This is a genomic window from Echinicola arenosa, from assembly GCF_014841125.1.
GTDB lineage: Bacteria > Bacteroidota > Bacteroidia > Cytophagales > Cyclobacteriaceae > Echinicola > Echinicola arenosa.
Genome location: NZ_JACYTQ010000010.1, coordinates 136,636 through 157,814, shown reverse-complemented (window position 1 = coordinate 157,814; position 21,179 = coordinate 136,636). Strand labels below are relative to the sequence as shown.

The window sequence follows — 21,179 nt, the reverse complement described above, 5'->3', positions numbered from 1 at the left end:
ATGAAAGACAAATGCCCATAGCACTTCACCGGCTTCGTTCAACTATGTTTTAAACGCAATCTTGATTGTCTTAAGAAAATAGTTTATTTTTTTGACTAGATTACGTTTAAAACACTTTGCGTTAGCCACAATTAAATAAAAGAAATGTCAGCAATAGCAGATTTTAGAATAATTAAAACTGATAAATTGGATGCTTTAAAAGAAGCTTCTGAGATAATTATAAAGAAGAGTTTATTCAAAAGGACAGTAACTGACAATTATTGGAGCTTCATAGAAGAATACTCAAAAAAACTAAAGGACTTTGAATGGTCTGGATATATTTTTGGAAACCTTCTAATTTATCTTCAGGAGAATAAAAAAATCGATCTTTTGACCAGTGAATTTGATGTAATTGCAGATTGGATTTCTGAAAAACGTGGAGCATCATTGATGATATTTACACATAATCACAAGAAAGCTTTTCTTGACAAATTGGATTCTGAAAATTTCCCAATGGAGGAACTAATAAACTTTAACAAAGAATTTTCTGAGGATGACGATCCTGAATTGGCAAAAGCTCAAATTGCAGGAATTGATGCTATTAAAGCGAGTCTTGAAGAATTAATTGATGACAAAGAGATTGTAATACTCAATGTAGGATAAAATAAAAAGTGGCTAACACTATGTAAAAATGCATTAAAAAGCATTTTACATTAACCGTTGTGTTTCATACTGAAAAAAGCCAACCGCACAAACAGCACATTTGGTTTTTTTCCAAAACATAAGCCAACGCTAAAAAACCAAAAGAGCTGTTTTATGCCAATGCTGAATCCAATAAAGTAAAATGAACTTTGCATCAGGAAACATAATAAAGGATATAAATTTTGGATTAGCATTATTAACCACTGCTATCAAGCTTGATACACACATCAACTTGACAGACAAAGCACAAATTGCAGAAAAGATATTTGGAGAGCTATTTACAATCATTTACAGCACAGATTATACAAGAGCGGATACAATAGCTTTAAAACATCCGGCAATTGATTTAATCTCTGATGATACAGTATTTCAAGTTTCAACTGATGCGACACCTGAAAAAATTAGAAAAACTGTTGCAACTTTTATAGAGAAAGAATACCATAAAAAGTATAAAAAACTCAAGTTTTTATTTATTTCTTCAAGAAATCCAATTGGCACTAGTAGGAATACGAACTTCGGAGATTTACCTGAACAAATATTCAATCCAAAGGAGGACATCTATTATTCCGACAGATTAAGCAGTCAGATACAAGGATTAGAAGATTCTGACCTAGAAAACATTAAAAACATTCTTTGGAAAGAACTTGGGTTAGACTATAAAAAGAAGCGATTTAAATGGATTAATGAACTAAAAATTGAATTAGAATCGAGAATTAATAAAGAAGGAACAAGCATTCTTGATTTTGAGAATAACCTTATTTATTACACAAAGCAAGAAGAAAGGCTGATTGAAAATTTTGAAAAAGAAATTGATTTTGAGAACAAAAATACATTCTTGATTACGGGCTTTCCTTCAACAGGTAAAACAACAGTTGCCTTTGATATTGCAAGAAGAGTTCAAACAGATAAAAACAAAGGTTATTACCCCTTTTATATAAAAATTAAGGCAAATGAAAATCTCAGTTTTGCCGATTTCTATGATGATGTTGAAAAAATTGGTTACAATCCAGCCATTCTTGTTATTGATGATATTCATTTGAATTTTCCTTTAGCAAACGAATTACTTTTAAAAAGCCAGCAATACTCAAATATTATTTTCCTGTTTGTATCTCGTTATATAACAAAGGATTTAAGAAAGGATTTATATACAGAAACCGAGGATATTTTTGAAGTGTTAAAGGACTCAAAACTATCTTTCGAGAAATTCAATTCCGATAATTTTTATAAAGAAAAACTATCAGGTATAATTGAAAAACACAAAAATTACAAGCAAAAAAAAGGCTATGATTTAAAAGTAGGAAACCCATTAAAAATATTCGACTTAACAAAAAAGAATTTATTCAAGTTAAGATTAATCTTAAAAGATTGGCAAGAGAGTAATAATACTCTTAGTGAACTTGATGATACTCAATTAAATAAAAATCTTTATTCTCGTTTTCTAAAAGGTCTAAATCCAACTGACCAAAAATTATTGTTAAGGTATGCCTCTTTGTACTCCTTTGAAATTCCGTTTTCCAAATCAGTGGTGGATGATTCATCTGAAAAAGATGGACTTTTCTTTACAGAAGATTTCAACGAGTCACTTTTTATGCACTCGAGTTTCTCTGATTTATTAATTGATGCATATCTTTTTTACAATAAGCCTGAATTCAAACAGCAATTTAATAGCCAAAAAGAAAGATTTATTTTCTCAAACATCACGGATTATATAAGCGAAAATACATCCAAAGCTTTCTGTGATTACCCAGATAATATCTATCAGATTTTTTACAACTTAGGTATCAATAAAGAACAATGGATTTTCAGTGAACTTCAAAAGAGTACAGATAGTTTTTTTGCACTAGTAAAGTATTTCCAGAATTCAAATAGTGCTAATTCGGAAGAACTAAAAAACATACTTCAATTGACGAAAATATATTCAAGAAAGAATTATGAAAAACTAGTTTCTAAGTTAATAGTTGAAAATGATAATAGAACAAACGTCTTAAAGAGAGGTGAAAATAGTTTATTAACATTGTCCTATGCCCATTACTCAATTCATCCAAAAAACAAAGGTTTAAAGAATCGTATTTACGAAGTTTTTTCAGATGGTGAATTAAAGGATATTATTCTAAGTGCCAATATTAGTAAGATAACTTTAGCTTTTAAATATCTTCAGGATATTAAAATTCGTCATCAATTAGTTTCAATTTTATCTAAGGAACAATGGGTGGATATTTTTAATAATGTGCCATTTAAGTTTTTAGGTAATTCATTAACAGAAATAAAAACCATAAACTCTGAACTTGCCTTTTACATATACAATAATCTTGATGAGGAATATATATCATCAAAAATTGGTAGAACACATTTCGATAATATTACGAAAACGCTAAGCGAAATAAATGTTCTTGGAAATCGGAAAGCCAAGTACATATTGAAGAACATATCCCAAGACAGGCTTCAAAAATCAATAGCATTCGTTACTGTTCCACAAATTGGAATCGGTTTATCAAGGCTTAAAAAAATTGACCAAACTATAAGCCTTGATATTGCAAACAGTTTAAATGCCGAACTTATTTATAGAAAACTAATTCGAAGTGATTTAAATGATTTTGGTAGAGTTTTAGTTGAAATAAACAATGTGAGCGAAGAACTTACTTCTCAAATATTATCGCACATTGAAGAGCAAAATGATTTAGAAGAAAAGTTCAATTCATCTAAAATTAGGGGAAAGGAAATATCGCATATTCTTGAATCTTTACATAAAGTTGGTGCTAGAAAGTATGGCAAATTCTTACTAGATAATGCCCATCCCGATATAATTTACGGTAGAATTTTGAGTTCAAGTGTTTCTATTTCTTCCCATATAATCAAATCTGTAGGATATTTCGATAAAGGTTTAGCCGAGAAATATATGGATTCATATTTTAAAAGTAATCTAGTTGAGAAACTTGAATCAAAGCAAATCTTATTAACCCATTTACCAAACATTTTTAACGATTTCAGTTCAATAAATTTTGTCAAAGCAAAAACCTTTTTCTCTAGTTTAGATAATTACTTGTTTGTAAAAAAAGGTTTAGCGAGAGAAGTTAAACTTCCAGGACTTGCAAATGCCTTTAATGTTTTGAAAAAATACGACAGAACTAAAATAGATGAGATTATTAAGAATCTAAATTCACACAACATATTCAAGCATAAAATAACGGAAAGCTCAGCTGAAAGTCTGTTTAGTTCAATTGCTATTTTAAATAAACTAAGTCCAAGTACAACTGATTCAATGATAAAGACCTACAAAGGGAAAATGGATACGAATCAGAAAGTTTCTATTCAATTTTCTCAATTCTGTGATTCTCTTTATCGATTAAGTAAAGTTGACAAAGATTTAGCATTAGACTTATTGATAGATTTTAAACCAATTTTGATTAGGTCATATAAAAACGTTGGATTTAGGAAATTATCATCAGGATTAAATACACTTGGAAAAATTGACATTGATTATGCTAAAAAACTGCTTTGTGAACTTCCTATTGAAGACTTAAAAAAGAAAATTGATAATATTTCAAATAACGAACACAATGTAAATGGAGCTTTGGGAGAAATTAAAAAAGTTGATGAAATGATATGGAAAAAACTGTATGAATACGCCAACGCTTAAAGCCATACACATTTGCAATTCGCATCAGCCGACACGCAAGCCAAAAATTGCAAAAGAGTATGCCTTTGCCAACGCTGACAAACAGAAGGGAAAAAGTACGAAAGCACAATCGTGTAGACGGCCGTGAGCTATAAGCTCACGGTGCGCCTCACACACCACTCCCGAAAGCTTTCGGGATACGGGTCTCGTATACGGCGGTTCACTGGATTGTAGGTTGCGATTTGATGTAGTAGGAAAGCATCGACTCGTACCCTTTTCTTCTCAGGCGTGACAAAGTGATAGTCGTGATCAGAATCGGACTCTGGGCTACTGCCCAGCCGCCTTTTCTGGTTCTACTCCATGCGTAAGCATGGTCTTGGTCAACTCCCAATCTGATCAGGTTTTTGCGTTTCCGCTCAGGTTTCTTCTCCGCCGCGGCGGACCAGATACAGTAACGGAGTCGGTTCCTCATCCACTCATCGAGTGATTTTAGCTTTGCGGTGATACTGGCAAGGCGGTAATTATTTACCCATCCCATCCAGACCTCTCTAAGCTTTTGGAGCCGTTCCTCAAGACTGTACGGTTTGGTCTTCTTGGTAAGCTGTTTGAGCTTGCGTTTGAGTGATTCCCAACTGTTTTTCTTCACCACCAATTGGTATTTTCCTTTGGCCCCCTTCTGATATGTTGGTACAAATGCATGTCCCAGCAGTTCGAAGTTGGAGGGTATTCGGATGCCGCTTTTCTCCCTGTTGATGGGTAACCTAAGCTTATCTCTTAGAAAGAGGTAAATCTCGTTCCCCACCTTCTTTGCTTCTCTTTTTGACTTGGTGTAGATGCTGAAGTCGTCAGCATAGCGGACGTATTTCAGGTTTCCCCCTCTAGGCGAAGTATGTCACTTCGCCTTCATATCTCGGGAATTTGTAATTCCCGTTATGAAGAACAAATTATAATATCTAGAGTGGATTTTGATAAAAAGGAGCTTTTATGTGAACGGCCAGAGATCTTTCAAACTTCATTGGGTGGTTTTGTAAGGGAAAAGGTTAGGTCTTTCCATATAGATGCTCTAAGTCCTATTAGAGATACAGTAGAGGATACGTAGACTTTTGGCTTGGACTTTATTGAAGGGGACTTTCGAAGGATATCATACCCAATATGAAGTATTTTATTTGTTTTGGGCATTCTTTAGTTTAGAGGACAATATCCATCTTTAACCATTTTGGTATACCAAATAATGGATAAAAATGATATCTTAAAATAAAATTCACGAAAGGTATGCCAATCCAGCAAAAAATGGGGCTTGTTAAACCTTTAGTGAACAGATATACAAGTTGGCACACATTAAAAAATGAAACTTAGACCATTTATAATATTGCTTCTCGGTCTGACTATTAGTTGTTCTCAAACGACTGAAAAGATAACAGAATCTGCAAGTGACAACACCAACTCTTCCGATAAAACGACAAAGACAGAGATGGTTAATTCAGACTCACCAAAGGACACCCTTATAATTGTCGACTCAGAATTTACAATTGATCCGTTCGATTTTGGAGAAAATCCATTGAAACGACTGACTTCGATTGAAAGCTCGTCAACGAACTACCAGACCTATAAAAATCCGCACGTAGACAATCAAATCGACACATCCTTTCAAGTGACAATTAATGTAGACACTTTCGAAGTTTATAAAACCGCTTCTGAAAATTGGGTGACTGCTGCTGACATTAACTCTGACCGTTTTCCGACCAGACAAGGAATTCGAATTGGGATGACAAAATCTGAAATTAAAGAACAACTAAAATCAGCCGACAACTTCCCAGACTTTATTCGACTTCAAAACCTGGAAGTTCTCGAATGGATTGACCTTAAATTCGTAAATAACAGGCTTGAAAAGATTGAATTTAAAGGGTACATGGACTAAGATAAAGAAAAAACGTGTGGCACATCGGCTACAGCAAACCCCTATTAACTGCTTAAAAATAAAGACATTACTGTAAGCTACCCCAAAAACTGGACAGTTTGAAAGGCGACAAAATTGCTAACTTTGAACTATACAACAATAATGATATTTTAACTGTTAGAAATAGAATGAAATAATAGAACGAAACTTGAAAAAGGTGTAGTAGTATCTAAGTATTCGGGTACCCGGAACCACCAAACCTGCCAAATTGGGCAGGTTTGAACATAAATTCAATATTGAACGAATGGTTGCTTGGAAAGGGCAATTATAAGGAAAGCCAAGGTACTTATCTGATCACTCAGTGGACTATTTTGGAATTGTTCTTAGATGAATCCAAAAAAAGCCCTGAAATGCTTCAGGGCTTTTGATATCGTTTCTTATTTCTCTTCTATAAACTGCTTCTGTATTTCATCTTCCTCTTCGTCTTTTTTGCCTTCTTTGGTTGTTTCACCAAAAAACCGTTTTTGGAAGAGCAGGATAATGGCTACACCAATAAAGATCGAAGCATCAGCGACATTGAAGATCGGCCAAAGTGCGGTATAACTTCCTCCCCACAAGGGTACCCAATCCGGGATAAAGCCTTCCCAAATATCGATGTAGAACATGTCCACTACCTGACCATGAAACCAAGGTGTACTGGCATCATAGGGCGCATTGTTTAACCAAACCCCATAGAACACACTGTCCACCAAGTTTCCGATGGCACCACCGAGGATCATCGCAATGCACACAATATACCCGGCATGGACTTTCTTGCTGATCAAATAGTAAAGGTAATAACCTATACCTACCATGGCCACCAGCCTAAAAGAGGTAAGGATCAGCTTTCCATACTCAGAGCCCAGTTGCATCCCAAAGGCCATCCCGGGGTTGGTGGTATAATGGAGCTTGAACCAGTCCCCAAAGATTTTGATTTGGCCGGCAGAGCCCATGGTCATATTGGAATCCACTGCCAATTTCACAAGCTGATCGATAAGGATGACCAGTAAGGTAATGCCAAAGTACTTTAAATATTTCATTTTCTATTTTTTCAGAAGCCTAAGACTGCATCAGCAGCCTCTTATACTTTTTCTACCTTTACTTTTAATTCAAATTCATCCATGTCCAAGACCGTACCCTCGCTCACATCTCCATTCACGGAAAGCGAAAGGGCCTGCGTTTCAGCTTGGATATAATCCGAGAAGTTGACCAAAGCTTGGTCTACTTGCTCATTCAATTGGGCCACTTTGATGGTAATCTTGTCCTGCACTTCCAGCCCCATATCCTTTCTCAGATTTTGGATCCTGTTCACCAAATCCCGGGCGATACCTTCCTGCTTCAATTCATCCGTCAAAGTCACATCCAAGGCCACGGTGATGCCATTGTCACTGGCTACAGACCAGCCTGGAATATCCTGGGAGGTAATCAACACTTCCTCCAGGTTAAGCGTGGCTTTCTCTCCATCCAAGTCGATCTCTACAGCACCATTTCGCTCAATGGCACTAATGTCTTCTTGCCCCCATTGATTGATCACAGCAGCTACCAACTTCATTTTAGGACCAAAACGCTTACCCAATAGCGGGAAGTTTGGTTTGGCATTCTTCACCAATATGCCTGAGGCATCATCGATATATTCCACCCCCTTGATATTTACTTCCGACTTGATCAGCTCCTCCACATGTTCAATCTGCTCTCTGGTCTTTTCACTCAAAATCGGGATCAAAATCTTTTGAAGTGGCTGACGCACTTTCAATTTATCCTTTTTACGCAGGCTGTGCACCAAGGATGAAATGTCCTGTGCCAATTGCATGCTCGCTTCTAGGTCGGTATTGATCAAAGCCTCATCAGCGGCTTGCCAATCCGTCAAGTGAACTGACTCCGCAATTTCCTGCCCTGCTTCTTTTGCTCCACCGGTCAAGTTCTTGTACATCCAATCGGCATAGAAAGGAGCAAATGAGGACATCAACTGGCAAAGGGTGGTCAAGCATTCATACAAAGTCTCGTAAGCAGCTTGCTTGTCCTCGTTCATATCACCTCTCCAGAAACGCTTTCTGGCCAACCTCACATACCAGTTGGACAGTTGGTCCACGGTGAAGTTCATGATGGCCCTGGTTGCCCTGGTCGCATCATAATTGTCCATGGAGTTTTCCACTTCCGTGATAAGTGACTGCAATTTGGAAATGATCCATCTATCCAATTCAGGTCTTTCACTGACGGCCACCATTTTGCTGGCATCATAGGTGAAGTGATCCAAGTTGGCATATAACGCAAAGAAGTTATAAGTATTTTGCAGGGTACCGAAGAACCTACGCTGTACCTCAGCAACGCCTTCCAGGTTAAATTTCAAGTTGTCCCATGGATTGGCATTGGAAAGCATGTACCAACGCAAAGCATCCGGCCCATACTCTTTCAAAGTCTTAAATGGATCTACCGCATTGCCCAATCGCTTGGACATTTTATTTCCATTTTTGTCCAGCACCAAACCATTGGCAATCACATTTTTGAAAGCCACGCTGTCAAACAACATCACCGCTATCGCATGGAGGGTAAAGAACCACCCCCTGGTCTGATCCACCCCTTCGGCGATGTAATCCGCTGGATAATTGGCCTTGAAGATGTCTTCATTCTCAAACGGATAATGCCACTGCGCGTATGGCATCGCTCCTGAGTCAAACCATACATCGATCAAGTCCGGCTCACGGAACATTTTATTGCCCTGTGAATCCACCAAGATCACATCATCTACATAAGGTCGGTGAAGGTCCACTTCCTCTCCTTTGAAAGGAGACTCGGTCATAAATCCCTTGGCAATGGACAGCTCAATTTCCTCATTCAGTTCCGCAATGGAACCAATACATTTGGTTTCGGTGGCATCTTCATTTCTCCAAACCGGAAGCGGGGTTCCCCAGAAGCGGGAACGGCTCAGGTTCCAATCCACCAAGTTTTCCAGCCAGTTGCCAAAACGACCTGTTCCTGTTGCCTCAGGCTTCCAGTTGATGGTTTTGTTCAATTCCACCAATCTATCCTTGCAAGCGGTGGTTTTGATAAACCAGCTTTCCAGTGGATAATAAAGCACTGGCATGTCAGTTCTCCAGCAATGTGGGTAACTGTGCTCGTACTTCTCTACTTTGAAAGCTTTATTTTCATTTTTCAAGATGATGGAAATGATCACGTCGGTATTTTTATACTCCGGTGCATTTTCATCTTCTTTCAAGTAATTCTTTACGTAGAAATCATCCACCCCATATTCCTTATGGGCAGTGATCTGGTGCTCCTTCATTTTGGCCAGCAAATATTCTCCCACTACCGGTAAGAATCTTCCTTGCTTATCCACTACGGGGATTTCATTTCCTTGGTCATCTTTTACAAAAACCCCAGGAACTCCCGCCTGCACCAAGGCCCTAAAGTCATCCGCCCCAAAGGCTTTGGCCAAGTGAACGATACCTGTACCGTCTTCAGTAGTAACATAATCAGCAGAAATCACTGTAAAAGCTGGATGGGGAAGTGCTATTCCTTCAATCGGGAAAAGCGGCTCATACTCCATGCCCAGCATGTCTTTTCCTTTGAACTCTTCTACCACCTCAAAAGGAATCAGCTTATCGCCAGGTTTATAATCTTCTATTTTCAGCCCTTCAGCCTTTTTGTTAAACAAAGCCGCCATTCTGGCTTTAGCCAAAATAACGGTCTGCTCCTGATAGGTATAAGGGTTGAAGGTTTTTACTTTCACATAATCCAGTTTCTCTCCGATGGCCAAGGCAGAGTTGGAAGGCAAAGTCCAAGGAGTGGTGGTCCAGGCAATGATGTATTCATTTTCCCGGCCCTTCACTTTAAACTGTGCCGTGATGGAAGTATCCTTGACATCCCTGTAGCAACCTGGCTGGTTCAGCTCGTGAGAGGACAAGCCCGTTCCTGCTGCAGGAGAATAAGGCTGGATGGTATAGCCCTTGTAAAGCAGGTCTTTTTCATACAATCGCTTAAGCAAGCTCCACAAAGACTCAATGTATTTTGGGTCAAAGGTGATATATGGATCGTCTAAATCCACCCAATAACCAATCTTTTCGGTCAGGTCATCCCACTCATTTTTAAAGCGCATGACCGTCTCCCGGCATTTTTTATTGTATTCTTCTACAGAGATTTTCTTTCCGATATCCTCTTTGGTGATGCCCAATTCCTTCTCCACTTGAAGCTCAACTGGTAGGCCATGGGTATCCCAGCCACCTTTACGCTTAACCTGAAATCCTTTGAGGGTTTTATATCGGCAAAAAATATCCTTCAGGGTCCTTGCCATCACATGGTGAATACCCGGTGTACCATTTGCTGAAGGCGGGCCTTCAAAGAAAGTAAAGGTTTCCGCACCTTCACGATTTTCAACGGACTTTTCGAAAATCTTGTTTTCCTGCCAGTAACTCAGTACACTTTCTCCTATTCCGGGATAATCTACTTGTTTGAACTCCTGATATTTCTTCACGATATCTCTATATTATTACTTCTTACTCAATTCTTTGGCTGCAAAAGGTAGGGAACACTTGATTTAAATGTCTCCTTTTAACCCTTTCAAAAGCAGGCACAAAGTTAATAGAAAACTAGGGTTTCTGTATGGCGAAAATAGAAAAACTCGCTTTGCCCCTGATTTCATCCATAAAAACTCCACTTTGGGCGCAAGGGTTTTACTTTTTTGTGGTTTTAATCAGGCTCTGCTCACAGATTATTTGGCCAAATTCTCTCAATCAAATGCCCAATAGAAACTCAACGGGTCAGCCGTCCTTCTCAAAAACCAAGTCCAGCAAAACTAAATTAGTATTGTAAGGGGACTTTTATCCTTAAAAACAACTTCACCCCTTCTTTCAAAGCTCATATGGCTGATAACAAAGCAGGATTTACACCGCCCATTTCCATCCGGTTCCCATATAAATAAGTTAGATTTTGCTAAGTTTTTTCTTACCTGCCTAATTCTTTTCACAATTTCAAGAATGAAAAGTCAATAAGAATTGATCAGAGGCCTTATAAGCATAATGAGACTTTGATGATCATGAAATTTCTGAATTTAGTGAAGGCTTATCTAGAACACGCTGTGCTAGTAAATTAAAGTCATTCAGCTTGAAATCTTTTATGGCGGGGAGGTCGACACAGCTGCGGGGCGGCGGTGGCTTTGCGGGAAGAAGCTTTAGCTGTGTCTTGATTTTTCTTTGCTTCGTTTCTTTTCATCTAAGGAAAAGAAATGAAGAGTAAAGCCTAGGAAACAAACTTAATTGCTAAAAAACATTTTCAATTATCAGTTTTTAAAAGATTAATTCAAATAATAAGTTTTATCAAAATATAGAACTAAAACAATGGGTTAACTAGAAAAACGATATAACATAAGGTCAAGAACATAAGATTAGATTGTTAGGGTTAGTTGTTAGTGTGTTTGTGTTGGCTTGCACTTAGGAGCAGGCTGCACAAACAACTCTTAAAAAACAGAATAAAATTTGTCACAATAAGAATTAACAACCTGTAAATAAAAAGTTTGGCATAAAAATAGCTAATAAAACAAAATATTAAATCAACCGCAATGGCCAAGGGTTGCTGACATCAAGTCAGCTCCCTTGGCTTATTTTTTAGGCACCTGGCAGAGATATCCCCTTCACTTTGCGATAGAGTGACAAGGCATATTTGTCAGTCATGCCAGAAATAAAATCTATCAAATTTCTTAAAAGTAAATAAGGCATCAGGACTTCTTTGTCCAGCTGGAACTCTTCCGGCAGTAATCTTAGGATACTTTTATCTTTACCAGAAAACTGCGCCGCATCAAAATACTTATTGAATAGCGCCTTTGAAAACACCTCTAAAAGCCCTTCCAGCACCTGAAAGCCTGCGGCTTCCTTTTCCAAAACTGGCTGGGATCGGTATATTTTCTGCACGGACAGTTGGCTGATTTCTTCCAAAACTGGAGCAGAAGGAATGATATCAGTCAATGCCTGATCAAAGTCACCTGTCAACATTTCCTCTTCATGTTCCCTAAAAGCTGCCACCGTTTCATCCACCAATCTTCCAATGGCCATGGCCCTAAGAATCGCCAATTTCTGTGCTTTGGATTTAAGGGAGTTGAGTTTTTCTTCATCAAACCGCTCTCCGATTATCCTGGCCAGCAAATCCACGACAGCCTCCAGCTGGACCAAGCCCAAGGTACATCCATCTTCCAAGTCAATAATGCTGTAACAAATATCGTCAGCAGCCTCCACCAAAAAGGCAAGTGGATGTCTAAACCAAGTGTTTTTTCCTGATGACGGAATCCCCAGCAGTTCCGCCAAACGCTTGTAATGTGGTATTTGATCTGAAAAGAAACCATACTTCTTTTGGCTCCTTCTTGCTTTATCCCTTTTCGTAATCAGTGCTGGCCTGGGGTATTTTGTAAATGCCGCCAATGTGGCAAAAGAAAGCTGTAAGCCATTATCTTTTTCCAGCAGCATTCGGAACCCCTGTGCATTGCCTTCAAAACTGGTCATGTCCGCCCATTCCTCTTCTTGCAGATGGTCTTTCCAGATATTTCCACAGGGATGAAATTTAAAAAAGTCAGAAATGGCATCTTCTCCTGAATGTCCAAAAGGAGGGTTGCCAATATCATGGGTCAAGGCAGCAGCAGCTACTATCGCACCAATATCACTGGACCCTATTCCTTTTTCACTCAGTTGGGGATATTTTTGTAATAAAAACTCTCCAGCTGACTTTCCCAGAGACCTTCCCACACTCGAAACCTCCAAGCTATGGGTAAGCCGGGTGTGCACAAAATCCAATTCCGGCAATGGAAATACTTGCGTTTTATCCTGCAGGTTTCTAAATGGAGCAGAAAAAATAATCCGGTCATAATCCCGTTCAAACTCACTTCTATATTGATCAGGGATAGTTTCTGTCTTCTTTTTCAGATCAGATCTACCCGCTCTTAACAGCTGTTCCCAATTCATCATGTCCAAAATTAATGATCCAAAGTAAGAATCTTGTCAAAATCACCTATAAAATCAATTAACTCTGCTTATAGCCCCTTCTCCGTTGATGTAAATGAATCAAAAACCAATGAAGGATTAAGCTTATTTAAATATATTAGCGCCTTCAAAAATGAATAAAACCCTACAACTAAATCATATGAATAAGTTAGTTCTCCTACTGATTTTGGCGCCAAGCATTCTGAGTGCCCAAGATTTAGCAAACAGAAAACACTATGTGGCACATCAGACGACGGGCCCTTTGGAAATGGACGGAAAGCTACAAGAAGAGGATTGGCAAGCGGCAGAGTGGTCAGATCTATTTGTAGACATTGAAGGAGATAAAAAACCTGCTCCACTTTATGACACCAAATTGAAAATGCTCTGGGATGATAAAAATCTCTATATCGCGGTTTGGATGGAAGAGCCTGATCTTTGGGCCACCTACACCAAACGTGAATCTGTGATTTTTCATGAAAATGACATTGAGGTTTTTATTGATCCAGACGGAGACACTCATCATTACTACGAACTGGAGATCAACGCCCTAGGCACTGAATGGGATCTCATGATGACCCAACCTTACAGAAATGGAGGTTCTCCCATTAATGGCTGGAACATTAATGGTTTCAAAAAAGGAATTCAACTCAATGGCACCATCAATGACCCTTCCGATAAAGACCAGTCATGGGTGGTAGAAATGGCCATTCCATTTGAGGCACTTTCCCAACGTGGCCCCAATGCAACAGTTCCAAGAGATGGTGACCAGTGGCGCATTAATTTCTCCCGTGTCCAGTGGCAGTTGGAAGCCCAAGGCGATAAATATGCGAAAAAGATCAATCCAGAAACCGGAAAAAACTTTCCGGAGTACAATTGGGTCTGGTCTCCGCAAGGACATATCAATATGCATTTACCGGAATACTGGGGGTACCTTCAATTCGCCAAAAGTCCGGTTGACCAAGAAAAAGTGGCTTTCCAAATAAAAAAAGATGAAAGCGTGAAAGATGCATTAAGAGAGGTGTTCCATCTTCAAAATGCCTATTTCCGAAAAAACGGAAAATATGCCACATCCACCTCGGAACTTGGCACCTCCAAAAGCCTAGATGCATACCAGCTCCAATATGAAGTAAGCGCTACCCGTTACAAAATCTCTATCCCTTCCATTGATTCAGAGGGAACCTGGTACATCACCGAAGATAGCAGGATCTGGAAAAAGTAGTCTTCCGATACCCACGGATCAATTCTAAACCATCGCTTCATGAAAGGCAAGCCTCCAAGGTTTGCCTTTTTAATTATTCCTTATATACAAAAATTTAGGTCAAATGGATTTTTACGGAAATAAACTGAATAAAAAAGTAAATAATAGAATTTTTGTATGAAAAAACAATATTCATATAAGAATACAGGAAAGTTAGATTGCCTGGCACCTCAAGTGGCATGCTAATTGTTTTGGCCTGACCAAACTAAACCAACTATTTGTTACAATGAAAACTTTACCATTCAAAAACTATTTCTTTGGACTCGCTGGATTACTTGCTTTGGCCTCTTGTAATAATGAAGATGAGGACATCATGGAAGGAAGTGCGCAGGTAAATATTGCCTTGATTGATGCGCCAGCAGACTATGACGAGGTTTGGATCGAAGTACTGGGAGTCGAAATCCTTACCAATGATGAAAATGAGAATGATGATTCCGCTTGGATCTCCATTCCCAATGAAGCTGATGAAGACAAGCTAAACCTCCTAAGCCTGGTGGGCGGCAATGAAGCTTTTATTGGTTCGGAAGAAGTGCCAGCTGGTGAAATTGCTCAAATCCGACTTTTATTGGGAGATGACAATTATTTGGTAATGGATGGAGAGGAGATTCCTCTGACTACTCCAAGTGCCCAACAAAGTGGATTGAAACTTAAGCTGAATCAAGAATTAATGGCAGGTATACAGTACGATTTGGTGATCGATTTTGATGCAGCCAAATCCATTGTTGAAGCAGGAAACTCTGGTCAATATATTCTTAAACCCGTATTGAGGGTGGTTGCCGAGGAGTCCGCGTCCATAGAAGGACAAGTACTACCCTTGGAAGCCAAATCAACAGTGTATGGAATTATCGGAGAAGATACTGTTTCTACTTATACGGATGACATCGGTGCATATGCACTGAGGGGATTGATAACAGGAGAATACACCATTATCATCGACCCAATAGAAGGCTATGAGCCGGATACTTTGTTCAGTGTATCTGCCGTAGAAGGAGAAGTAACGATACTTGATCCCATAGAATTAGAAGAGACTTCTGCAGAAATTGAAGTAGAAATCAATAACTAAGACAAGTGACTGTCTATCATTTAAAGGAGTCTATTCGACTCCTTTTTTCATGCCTTTTCCAGTATATTTTGATTACCACATCTCAAGCCCTCAAAATTTGAATTCATCAATGGTCATTTGCCACTCGAAATGGTTACTTTTGTGGAATAATTAAATCAAAAGCCATGTGCTTTTCGTTATTTACCTGAACTAAAAAACCGAGGCAATGTCATTCAAAAGCGTCTCCTTACTTTTCATTTCAATGCTATTCCTGACTTTTTCATGTCTGGATGCTTCTTCCAATGAAAACAGTGCCTTGATCAATATATACCTGATCGATGCACCCGGAGATTTTGACCAGGCCTGGATAGACATTGAGCGAGTGGAAGTTTTTATCCAAGGAGGAAACAGCGCAGGAACGAAAGATTGGATTCCCTTGGATTATGTACCAACCAGCAATGTCATCAATGTGACTAGTCTTGTCAATGGAAATCAATTGATATTAGGCCGTTCTGAATTGCCTTTAGGCAAAATAAGCCAAATTAAATTGGTTCTTGGAGAAGACCATTACTTGGTTAAAGATGATGAACAGCTCCCCTTGACCTTGCTCAATAGCGAAAGCCAAGAACCCACCATTGATGTCGACTATTCGCTTTCCGGCGCCATGTCTTATGACATTCTACTGGATATGGATCTGAGCAAGTCCATCATTGCAGACCCCGTGCAAGAAAATGTCTTCTGGCTTGACCCTGTGATGAGGTCATTTGAAACGGGCGCTGTAGCATCCATTAGTGGCAAAGTAACACCAATTGAGGCGAAACCGATCATTTATGCCATCATCGGTGAAGATTCCATATCCACGCATACAGATGATTCCGGCGCATTTCTTTTCAATGGCTTGCAAGCTGGAGATTATAGCATTTACATTTCCCCAAGAGCCCCTTACTTGGACAGCTTAACCACCGTAACTACCAAAATAGATTCCTTATCAGCTATGGAGACAATACTTCTACCCACACCTGATGAGGATTAGGAAACTCAATTGACGCTAAAACATGAAGGACTTTAATCCATATATGTTGCGGGCCTTAGAGTTGGCAGAGTTGGGTAGAGGGCATGTTAGTCCTAATCCTATGGTAGGCTGTGTAATCGTCCATCAAGACAGAATTATAGGTGAAGGCTATCATCAACAATACGGCGGCCCTCATGCGGAGCCCAATGCTGTCCATGATGTAGCTGACCAAAGCTTACTTAAAGAAGCGACAGTCTATGTCACCTTGGAGCCCTGTGCACATTTTGGAAAAACACCACCCTGTGCCAACCTACTAGTGGAAAAACAGGTCAATAAGGTGGTGATCGCCGCCTTTGACAGTAATCCGCTAGTGGGTGGTAAGGGCATCAAAATTCTCAGGGATGCTGGCATTGAGGTTGTCACTGGTGTCATGGAAAAAGAAGCAAGAATCCAAAACAAGCGTTTTTTTACTTCCATCGAAAAGCAACGGCCCTATGTCATCCTGAAGTGGGCCCAAACACAAGATGGCTTCGTAGCCAGGGCCAACTATGATAGCAAATGGATCTCCAATTCCTATAGCAGACAATTGGTCCATAAGTGGCGGGCGGAGGAAGATGCTATCATGGTAGGCACCAAAACAGCCCATTTTGATAATCCAAAATTGAATGTGAGGGACTGGGAAGGGAAAGATCCGCTGCGGATTGTATTGGACAAGCAGTTGACCTTGGATGCTAACCTGGCCCTTTTTGATAGAAGCATTCCAACAGTCTGCTATAACCTGATCAAAAATGAGTCACAGGAAAATCTGGATTATGTCAAATTGGAAAAAGACTTTTCCGTAGCAGATGTGTTGGAGGATCTTCATCAAAGGAAAGTACAAAGTGTGATCATTGAGGGAGGATCCTTTTTATTACAAAAGTTTATACAAAGTGAACTTTGGGATGAGGCCCGGGTGTTTACTGGCCAAAGCCGATTTGAAAGTGGCATTCCTGCCCCTAGATTAGCGCAAAATCCAGTGGAAACCCTTCAAATTATGAATGATCAATTGGAAGTTTATCAATCTGGTCATTAACATTTAATTTTACCTAAAACATATCATCCATGGCAGAATCCATATTTCTTCCTGAAAATGCTAACAAGGCAGAAAAATACGAAGCCTTGCTTCCCCAAATTGAAGCTTTGATCACAGGTGAGGAAGACCTGACCGCCAACTTGGCCAATATCAGTGCTGCCCTCAAGGAAGCCTTTGATTTTTTCTGGGTGGGCTTTTACCTCGTCAAGGGAGAGCAGCTGGTGCTTGGACCATTCCAAGGGCCAATAGCCTGTACCCGAATTGCAAAAGGCAAAGGCGTTTGTGGTGCCGCTTGGAAAGAGGGTAAAACCCAGTTGGTGCCGGATGTGGATGCTTTTCCGGGTCATATTGCCTGCAGCTCCGCCTCCAAATCTGAAATTGTTTTGCCTGCTTTAAAAGATGGAGAAGTAGCCTTAGTGCTGGATATTGATAGCAACCAGCTAAATGATTTTGATGAAACGGATGCCAAACATCTTGAGCAATTGATGAAAGTTATAGAAAAGTGCCTGTAGGGAATTTTCAACAATAAGGGGTGTAATGAATACGCCCCTTATTGTTGTATCTTAATTTGATCCCCACTTGGGAATATATTTAGGCTCATAGGTAGCCATCTTGTCCAGCATCTCTGCTGGATCATCACTTATGATCAGGAGCTCTTTCTGCTCATCTTTTAAAAAACCTTCTTCGGAAGCAAAGGATAAAAAGTCAATAAGTTTGTCATAATACCCTTCCACATTATACAAGGCCAAGGGTTTTTGGATATAGGCCAATTGATTTAAGGTCATGATTTCAAACAGCTCCTCCAAAGTTCCAATGCCTCCCGGCATGGCCACAAAACCATCTCCGCGTTCCGCCATCAGCCACTTCCTGTCCCTCATGGTCTCTACCACCGTCAATTCGGTACAACCCTGATGGGCTACTTCCACGTCCACCAATTTTTGTGGAATAATCCCATATACATTTCTCCCCACACTCAGCATTTGATTGGCGATCACTCCCATCAGGCCCACCTTGCCAGCACCATACACCAAGTCCATTTTTCGTAAAATCATTTCCTCAGCCAAAGCAATTGCCCCAGCTTTATAGGCAGGGTTTTTCCCGGTATTGGAACCACAGTAGACGGTTATTTTCTTCATTTCCTCTGAACTTTTGGGTAAAACAATTCTACTAATAACAGCAATTTCACCTCCTTTCGCAAAGCCAAAATATTAAATGAATACTAAGAATATCTAAATCGGCAACGCGTTACAATTTATCAAGCTTCATGAGCAGGAAAATTTGCTTACTTTTGGAGTATGAAAATCTGTTTTGCAACCAACAATCCCAAAAAAATAGAAGAAGTGAAAGCCGCACTTGGCGAAGACTTCACCATTGTATCACTTGCAGAAATCGGATGCCACGAAGAGCTCCCCGAAACTGGAGACACTTTGGATTTTAATGCTTTTCAAAAAGCCAGACATGTCTTTGATAACTATGGGGTAAGCTGCTTCGCTGATGATACAGGCCTGGAAGTAGAGATACTTAGCGGTGCGCCGGGAGTATATTCCGGCAGGTATGCCGGTGAGCCTCGCAGCGATGACAGAAATGTTGACTTGTTGCTTCAGAATTTAGAAGGAGCCTCTGATAGAAAAGCCCAATTCAGGACAGTGATCGCCCTGATCTTGGATGGTGAAGAACATAGTTTTGAAGGCACTGCCAAAGGGGAAATTATTACAGAAAGGTCTGGTGAGGGAGGATTTGGTTACGATCCGATTTTCCTTCCAGAAGGTTACAAAAAAACCTTTGCCGAGCTCAGCATGGATGAAAAAAATGCCATCAGCCACAGGGGCAAAGCCGTCAGAAAGCTGATTCATTTCTTGAACAGCTACCAATAAAGGGTATTGATTCCAAATAATTGATATATTAGGAATATGAGAAAACCGTATATAGTTGGTATCACAGGAGGAAGTGCCTCTGGCAAGACCTTATTTCTCAACAGGTTATTACAATCTTTTGATCCGGAAGAGATTTGCCTGATCTCCCAAGACAACTACTATAAGCCCATCGAACAACAGCCTTTGGATGATGAAGGCATTGAAAACTACGACACTCCTCATTCATTTGACTTTCAGGCTTATGCGGCAGACATCAAAAAAATTCAAATGGGTGAAAAGGTCTTTCGACAGGAATATACTTTTAACAACCCTAAAGTAACCCCTAAGATGCTGGAGTTTTGTCCGGCGCCTGTCGTAGTGGTGGAAGGAATTTTTGTGCTTTACTCACCAGAACTGTCCAACCTATTGGACTTAAAGGTCTTTATAGATGCCAAGGACTATATCAAGCTCAAAAGAAGGATTGTCCGCGATAAGGTAGAGCGCGGATATGACCTGGACGATGTACTTTACAGGTATGAAAAACATGTGATGCCTACTTATGAAAAGTACATCGACCCCTTTAAGCATGATGCAGATCTTATCATTCCCAATAATGACAGTTTTGAAAAAGGACTGGAGATGCTAACAATTTTCCTGAAGGAAAAGATTGTAAACCAGCCCTGTATCTAAAAAATTCCATTGGTAGGTGGCAAACTTTAGCTTCAAATTCACTTTTTGGCAAAGAGTTTGCAAAGTTTGGTTTGAAAACTAAACCAACTATTATTTACCATGAAAAAGTTTTTGATTTTATCACTGACTGCTTTTTTGATTTTACAACACAAGTCCGTTGCACAGATCAGTGCCGGAGTTTATCAATTAAGTTCTGGAACCTTTGCGGCTATTGGAAGTAATCCGGACAATAAAATGTTTGGAGAGGCCAGGATAGGCGCTGGAGGCAATGTGGATATAGAAGGTACCTTTGGATACAATTTTGTCCAAAGGGATGAAGTTAACTTCTACAGCGGCTTCCACTTGGGTGTAGATGATCAAGGAAATGACAATGACCTTTACCTTGGTATTCCCCTTGGAGTCTTTGTCAAGCCTTTTCCTTCCACCAGAAACTTCGGTTTTCTCTTGGAAGCCAGTCCCATTTTTCCCACAGGAGAAAGCAATAATTATTTCAGGGCAGGGATAGGCCTCAAATACACATTTAGGTAAAAACCATTCGACCATGAAACGATAAAAAGGGCCTGACAGCAATTGTCAGGCCCTTTTTGGTTTGACTGATAAGTCTATTCAAATCTACTTACAAGCAATTTTATTCACCCTATTCGCATGTCGACCACCTTCAAAATCCGTCCTTAAGAAGGTTCCTACCATTTCTTGTGCCAATTCGTAAGGTACAAAACGAGCAGGAATGGAGATGACATTGGCATCATTGTGCTGTCTGGACAAAGCGGCCAAGTCAGTATTCCAGCAAATCGCCGCCCGGATTCCTTGGTGCTTATTGGCAGTAATAGCTACACCATTACCACTACCACAAACCACAATCCCCTGTACAAATTCCCCACCTTCAATGGCATCACAAAGCGGGTGAACATAATCAGGATAGTCAACAGAAGCATCTGTAAACGGACCAAAATCCTTTACTTCAAAGCCAGCTTCGGTCAAATAGGCAACCAGTTGCTGCTTATAATCAAAACCTGCATGGTCACCACCTATTGCTATTTTTTTGGACATGACGATAGTG

The 21,179-nt window shown here is 39.6% G+C and carries 19 protein-coding genes; 13 read left to right on the top strand and 6 right to left on the bottom strand.

The window, feature by feature from the left end:
• Positions 1-144: 144 nt before the first annotated feature.
• Together IFO69_RS20475 and IFO69_RS20470 are read left to right on the top strand one after the other, a co-directional pair.
• Complete coding sequence (locus IFO69_RS20475) at positions 145-642, top strand: hypothetical protein (RefSeq protein ID WP_192012014.1); 498 nt, start codon at positions 145-147, stop codon at positions 640-642.
• A 181-nt stretch (positions 643-823) separates the two neighbouring features.
• Positions 824-4,318, top strand: a complete 3,495-nt coding sequence (locus tag IFO69_RS20470) for an SMEK domain-containing protein (RefSeq protein WP_192012013.1) — start codon at positions 824-826, stop codon at positions 4,316-4,318.
• A 199-nt stretch (positions 4,319-4,517) separates the two neighbouring features.
• On the opposite strand, the gene IFO69_RS20465 is transcribed toward IFO69_RS20470, so the two are convergent.
• Positions 4,518-5,099, bottom strand: coding sequence for a group II intron maturase-specific domain-containing protein (locus IFO69_RS20465; RefSeq protein ID WP_317173493.1), 582 nt, complete (start codon positions 5,097-5,099; stop codon positions 4,518-4,520).
• An 87-nt stretch (positions 5,100-5,186) separates the two neighbouring features.
• Here IFO69_RS20465 and IFO69_RS20460 point away from each other — a divergent pair, with 87 nt between their 5' ends.
• The 3 genes from IFO69_RS20460 to IFO69_RS20450 all read left to right on the top strand — a co-directional run bounded on the left by IFO69_RS20460 (position 5,187) and on the right by IFO69_RS20450 (position 6,622).
• Positions 5,187-5,396 carry a hypothetical protein gene (locus IFO69_RS20460; protein ID WP_192012012.1) on the top strand — a complete coding sequence of 70 codons (210 nt, stop codon included), beginning with the start codon at positions 5,187-5,189 and terminating at the stop codon, positions 5,394-5,396.
• Positions 5,397-5,642: 246 nt separating this feature from the next.
• The gene (locus IFO69_RS20455) at positions 5,643-6,215 is read left to right on the top strand and encodes a hypothetical protein (RefSeq protein WP_192012011.1); all 573 of its coding nucleotides are present in this window, start codon (positions 5,643-5,645) and stop codon (positions 6,213-6,215) included.
• A gap of 257 nt (positions 6,216-6,472) precedes the next feature.
• Positions 6,473-6,622, top strand: coding sequence for a hypothetical protein (locus IFO69_RS20450; RefSeq protein WP_192012010.1), 150 nt, complete (start codon positions 6,473-6,475; stop codon positions 6,620-6,622).
• 9 nt (positions 6,623-6,631) lie between these two features.
• Here IFO69_RS20450 and IFO69_RS20445 read toward each other — a convergent pair whose 3' ends face one another.
• The 3 genes from IFO69_RS20445 to dgt all read right to left on the bottom strand — a co-directional run bounded on the left by IFO69_RS20445 (position 6,632) and on the right by dgt (position 13,177).
• Positions 6,632-7,273: a lipoprotein signal peptidase gene (locus tag IFO69_RS20445; RefSeq protein WP_192012009.1), complete on the bottom strand. Its 642-nt coding sequence runs from the start codon at positions 7,271-7,273 to the stop codon at positions 6,632-6,634.
• Positions 7,274-7,314: 41 nt separating this feature from the next.
• Positions 7,315-10,701 carry an isoleucine--tRNA ligase gene (gene ileS / locus IFO69_RS20440; RefSeq protein WP_192012008.1) on the bottom strand — a complete coding sequence of 1,129 codons (3,387 nt, stop codon included), beginning with the start codon at positions 10,699-10,701 and terminating at the stop codon, positions 7,315-7,317.
• Between the two features lie 1,129 nt (positions 10,702-11,830).
• Positions 11,831-13,177, bottom strand: a complete 1,347-nt coding sequence (gene dgt, locus IFO69_RS20435) for a dGTP triphosphohydrolase (RefSeq protein ID WP_192012007.1) — start codon at positions 13,175-13,177, stop codon at positions 11,831-11,833.
• Between the two features lie 175 nt (positions 13,178-13,352).
• Here dgt and IFO69_RS20430 point away from each other — a divergent pair, with 175 nt between their 5' ends.
• The 5 genes from IFO69_RS20430 (at position 13,353) to IFO69_RS20410 (ending at position 18,088) form a co-directional block, all read left to right on the top strand.
• Positions 13,353-14,411 carry a carbohydrate-binding family 9-like protein gene (locus IFO69_RS20430; RefSeq protein WP_192012006.1) on the top strand — a complete coding sequence of 353 codons (1,059 nt, stop codon included), beginning with the start codon at positions 13,353-13,355 and terminating at the stop codon, positions 14,409-14,411.
• A gap of 265 nt (positions 14,412-14,676) precedes the next feature.
• Complete coding sequence (locus IFO69_RS20425; protein ID WP_192012005.1) at positions 14,677-15,513, top strand: DUF4382 domain-containing protein; 837 nt, start codon at positions 14,677-14,679, stop codon at positions 15,511-15,513.
• A 205-nt stretch (positions 15,514-15,718) separates the two neighbouring features.
• Positions 15,719-16,525 carry a DUF4382 domain-containing protein gene (locus IFO69_RS20420; RefSeq protein WP_192012004.1) on the top strand — a complete coding sequence of 269 codons (807 nt, stop codon included), beginning with the start codon at positions 15,719-15,721 and terminating at the stop codon, positions 16,523-16,525.
• Between the two features lie 22 nt (positions 16,526-16,547).
• Positions 16,548-17,576 carry a bifunctional diaminohydroxyphosphoribosylaminopyrimidine deaminase/5-amino-6-(5-phosphoribosylamino)uracil reductase RibD gene (ribD, locus tag IFO69_RS20415; RefSeq protein WP_192012003.1) on the top strand — a complete coding sequence of 343 codons (1,029 nt, stop codon included), beginning with the start codon at positions 16,548-16,550 and terminating at the stop codon, positions 17,574-17,576.
• Between the two features lie 29 nt (positions 17,577-17,605).
• Positions 17,606-18,088: a GAF domain-containing protein gene (locus IFO69_RS20410; protein ID WP_192012002.1), complete on the top strand. Its 483-nt coding sequence runs from the start codon at positions 17,606-17,608 to the stop codon at positions 18,086-18,088.
• Between the two features lie 51 nt (positions 18,089-18,139).
• Here IFO69_RS20410 and IFO69_RS20405 read toward each other — a convergent pair whose 3' ends face one another.
• Positions 18,140-18,712, bottom strand: coding sequence for an LOG family protein (locus tag IFO69_RS20405; protein WP_192012001.1), 573 nt, complete (start codon positions 18,710-18,712; stop codon positions 18,140-18,142).
• A 159-nt stretch (positions 18,713-18,871) separates the two neighbouring features.
• On the opposite strand from IFO69_RS20405, the gene IFO69_RS20400 reads away from it, so the two are divergent.
• The 3 genes from IFO69_RS20400 (at position 18,872) to IFO69_RS20390 (ending at position 20,647) form a co-directional block, all read left to right on the top strand.
• Positions 18,872-19,450, top strand: a complete 579-nt coding sequence (locus tag IFO69_RS20400; protein ID WP_192012000.1) for a non-canonical purine NTP diphosphatase — start codon at positions 18,872-18,874, stop codon at positions 19,448-19,450.
• 36 nt (positions 19,451-19,486) lie between these two features.
• The gene (udk, locus tag IFO69_RS20395; protein WP_192011999.1) at positions 19,487-20,119 is read left to right on the top strand and encodes a uridine kinase; all 633 of its coding nucleotides are present in this window, start codon (positions 19,487-19,489) and stop codon (positions 20,117-20,119) included.
• 99 nt (positions 20,120-20,218) lie between these two features.
• The gene (locus tag IFO69_RS20390; protein ID WP_192011998.1) at positions 20,219-20,647 is read left to right on the top strand and encodes an outer membrane insertion C- signal; all 429 of its coding nucleotides are present in this window, start codon (positions 20,219-20,221) and stop codon (positions 20,645-20,647) included.
• 84 nt (positions 20,648-20,731) lie between these two features.
• On the opposite strand, the gene rpiB is transcribed toward IFO69_RS20390, so the two are convergent.
• The gene (gene rpiB / locus IFO69_RS20385) at positions 20,732-21,169 is read right to left on the bottom strand and encodes a ribose 5-phosphate isomerase B (RefSeq protein ID WP_192011997.1); all 438 of its coding nucleotides are present in this window, start codon (positions 21,167-21,169) and stop codon (positions 20,732-20,734) included.
• Between the last annotated feature and the right edge of the window lie 10 nt (positions 21,170-21,179).

Coding starts and splice junctions, on each gene's coding strand:
- IFO69_RS20475 (WP_192012014.1), top strand. CDS start 145: ATGTCAGCAATAGCAGATTTTAGAATAATTAAAACTGATAAATTGGAT.
- IFO69_RS20470 (WP_192012013.1), top strand. CDS start 824: ATGAACTTTGCATCAGGAAACATAATAAAGGATATAAATTTTGGATTA.
- IFO69_RS20460 (WP_192012012.1), top strand. CDS start 5,187: ATGTCACTTCGCCTTCATATCTCGGGAATTTGTAATTCCCGTTATGAA.
- IFO69_RS20455 (WP_192012011.1), top strand. CDS start 5,643: ATGAAACTTAGACCATTTATAATATTGCTTCTCGGTCTGACTATTAGT.
- IFO69_RS20445 (WP_192012009.1), bottom strand. CDS start 7,273: ATGAAATATTTAAAGTACTTTGGCATTACCTTACTGGTCATCCTTATC.
- dgt (WP_192012007.1), bottom strand. CDS start 13,177: ATGATGAATTGGGAACAGCTGTTAAGAGCGGGTAGATCTGATCTGAAA.
- IFO69_RS20430 (WP_192012006.1), top strand. CDS start 13,353: ATGAATAAGTTAGTTCTCCTACTGATTTTGGCGCCAAGCATTCTGAGT.
- IFO69_RS20425 (WP_192012005.1), top strand. CDS start 14,677: ATGAAAACTTTACCATTCAAAAACTATTTCTTTGGACTCGCTGGATTA.
- IFO69_RS20420 (WP_192012004.1), top strand. CDS start 15,719: ATGTCATTCAAAAGCGTCTCCTTACTTTTCATTTCAATGCTATTCCTG.
- ribD (WP_192012003.1), top strand. CDS start 16,548: ATGAAGGACTTTAATCCATATATGTTGCGGGCCTTAGAGTTGGCAGAG.
- IFO69_RS20410 (WP_192012002.1), top strand. CDS start 17,606: ATGGCAGAATCCATATTTCTTCCTGAAAATGCTAACAAGGCAGAAAAA.
- IFO69_RS20405 (WP_192012001.1), bottom strand. CDS start 18,712: ATGAAGAAAATAACCGTCTACTGTGGTTCCAATACCGGGAAAAACCCT.
- IFO69_RS20400 (WP_192012000.1), top strand. CDS start 18,872: ATGAAAATCTGTTTTGCAACCAACAATCCCAAAAAAATAGAAGAAGTG.
- udk (WP_192011999.1), top strand. CDS start 19,487: ATGAGAAAACCGTATATAGTTGGTATCACAGGAGGAAGTGCCTCTGGC.
- IFO69_RS20390 (WP_192011998.1), top strand. CDS start 20,219: ATGAAAAAGTTTTTGATTTTATCACTGACTGCTTTTTTGATTTTACAA.
- rpiB (WP_192011997.1), bottom strand. CDS start 21,169: ATGTCCAAAAAAATAGCAATAGGTGGTGACCATGCAGGTTTTGATTAT.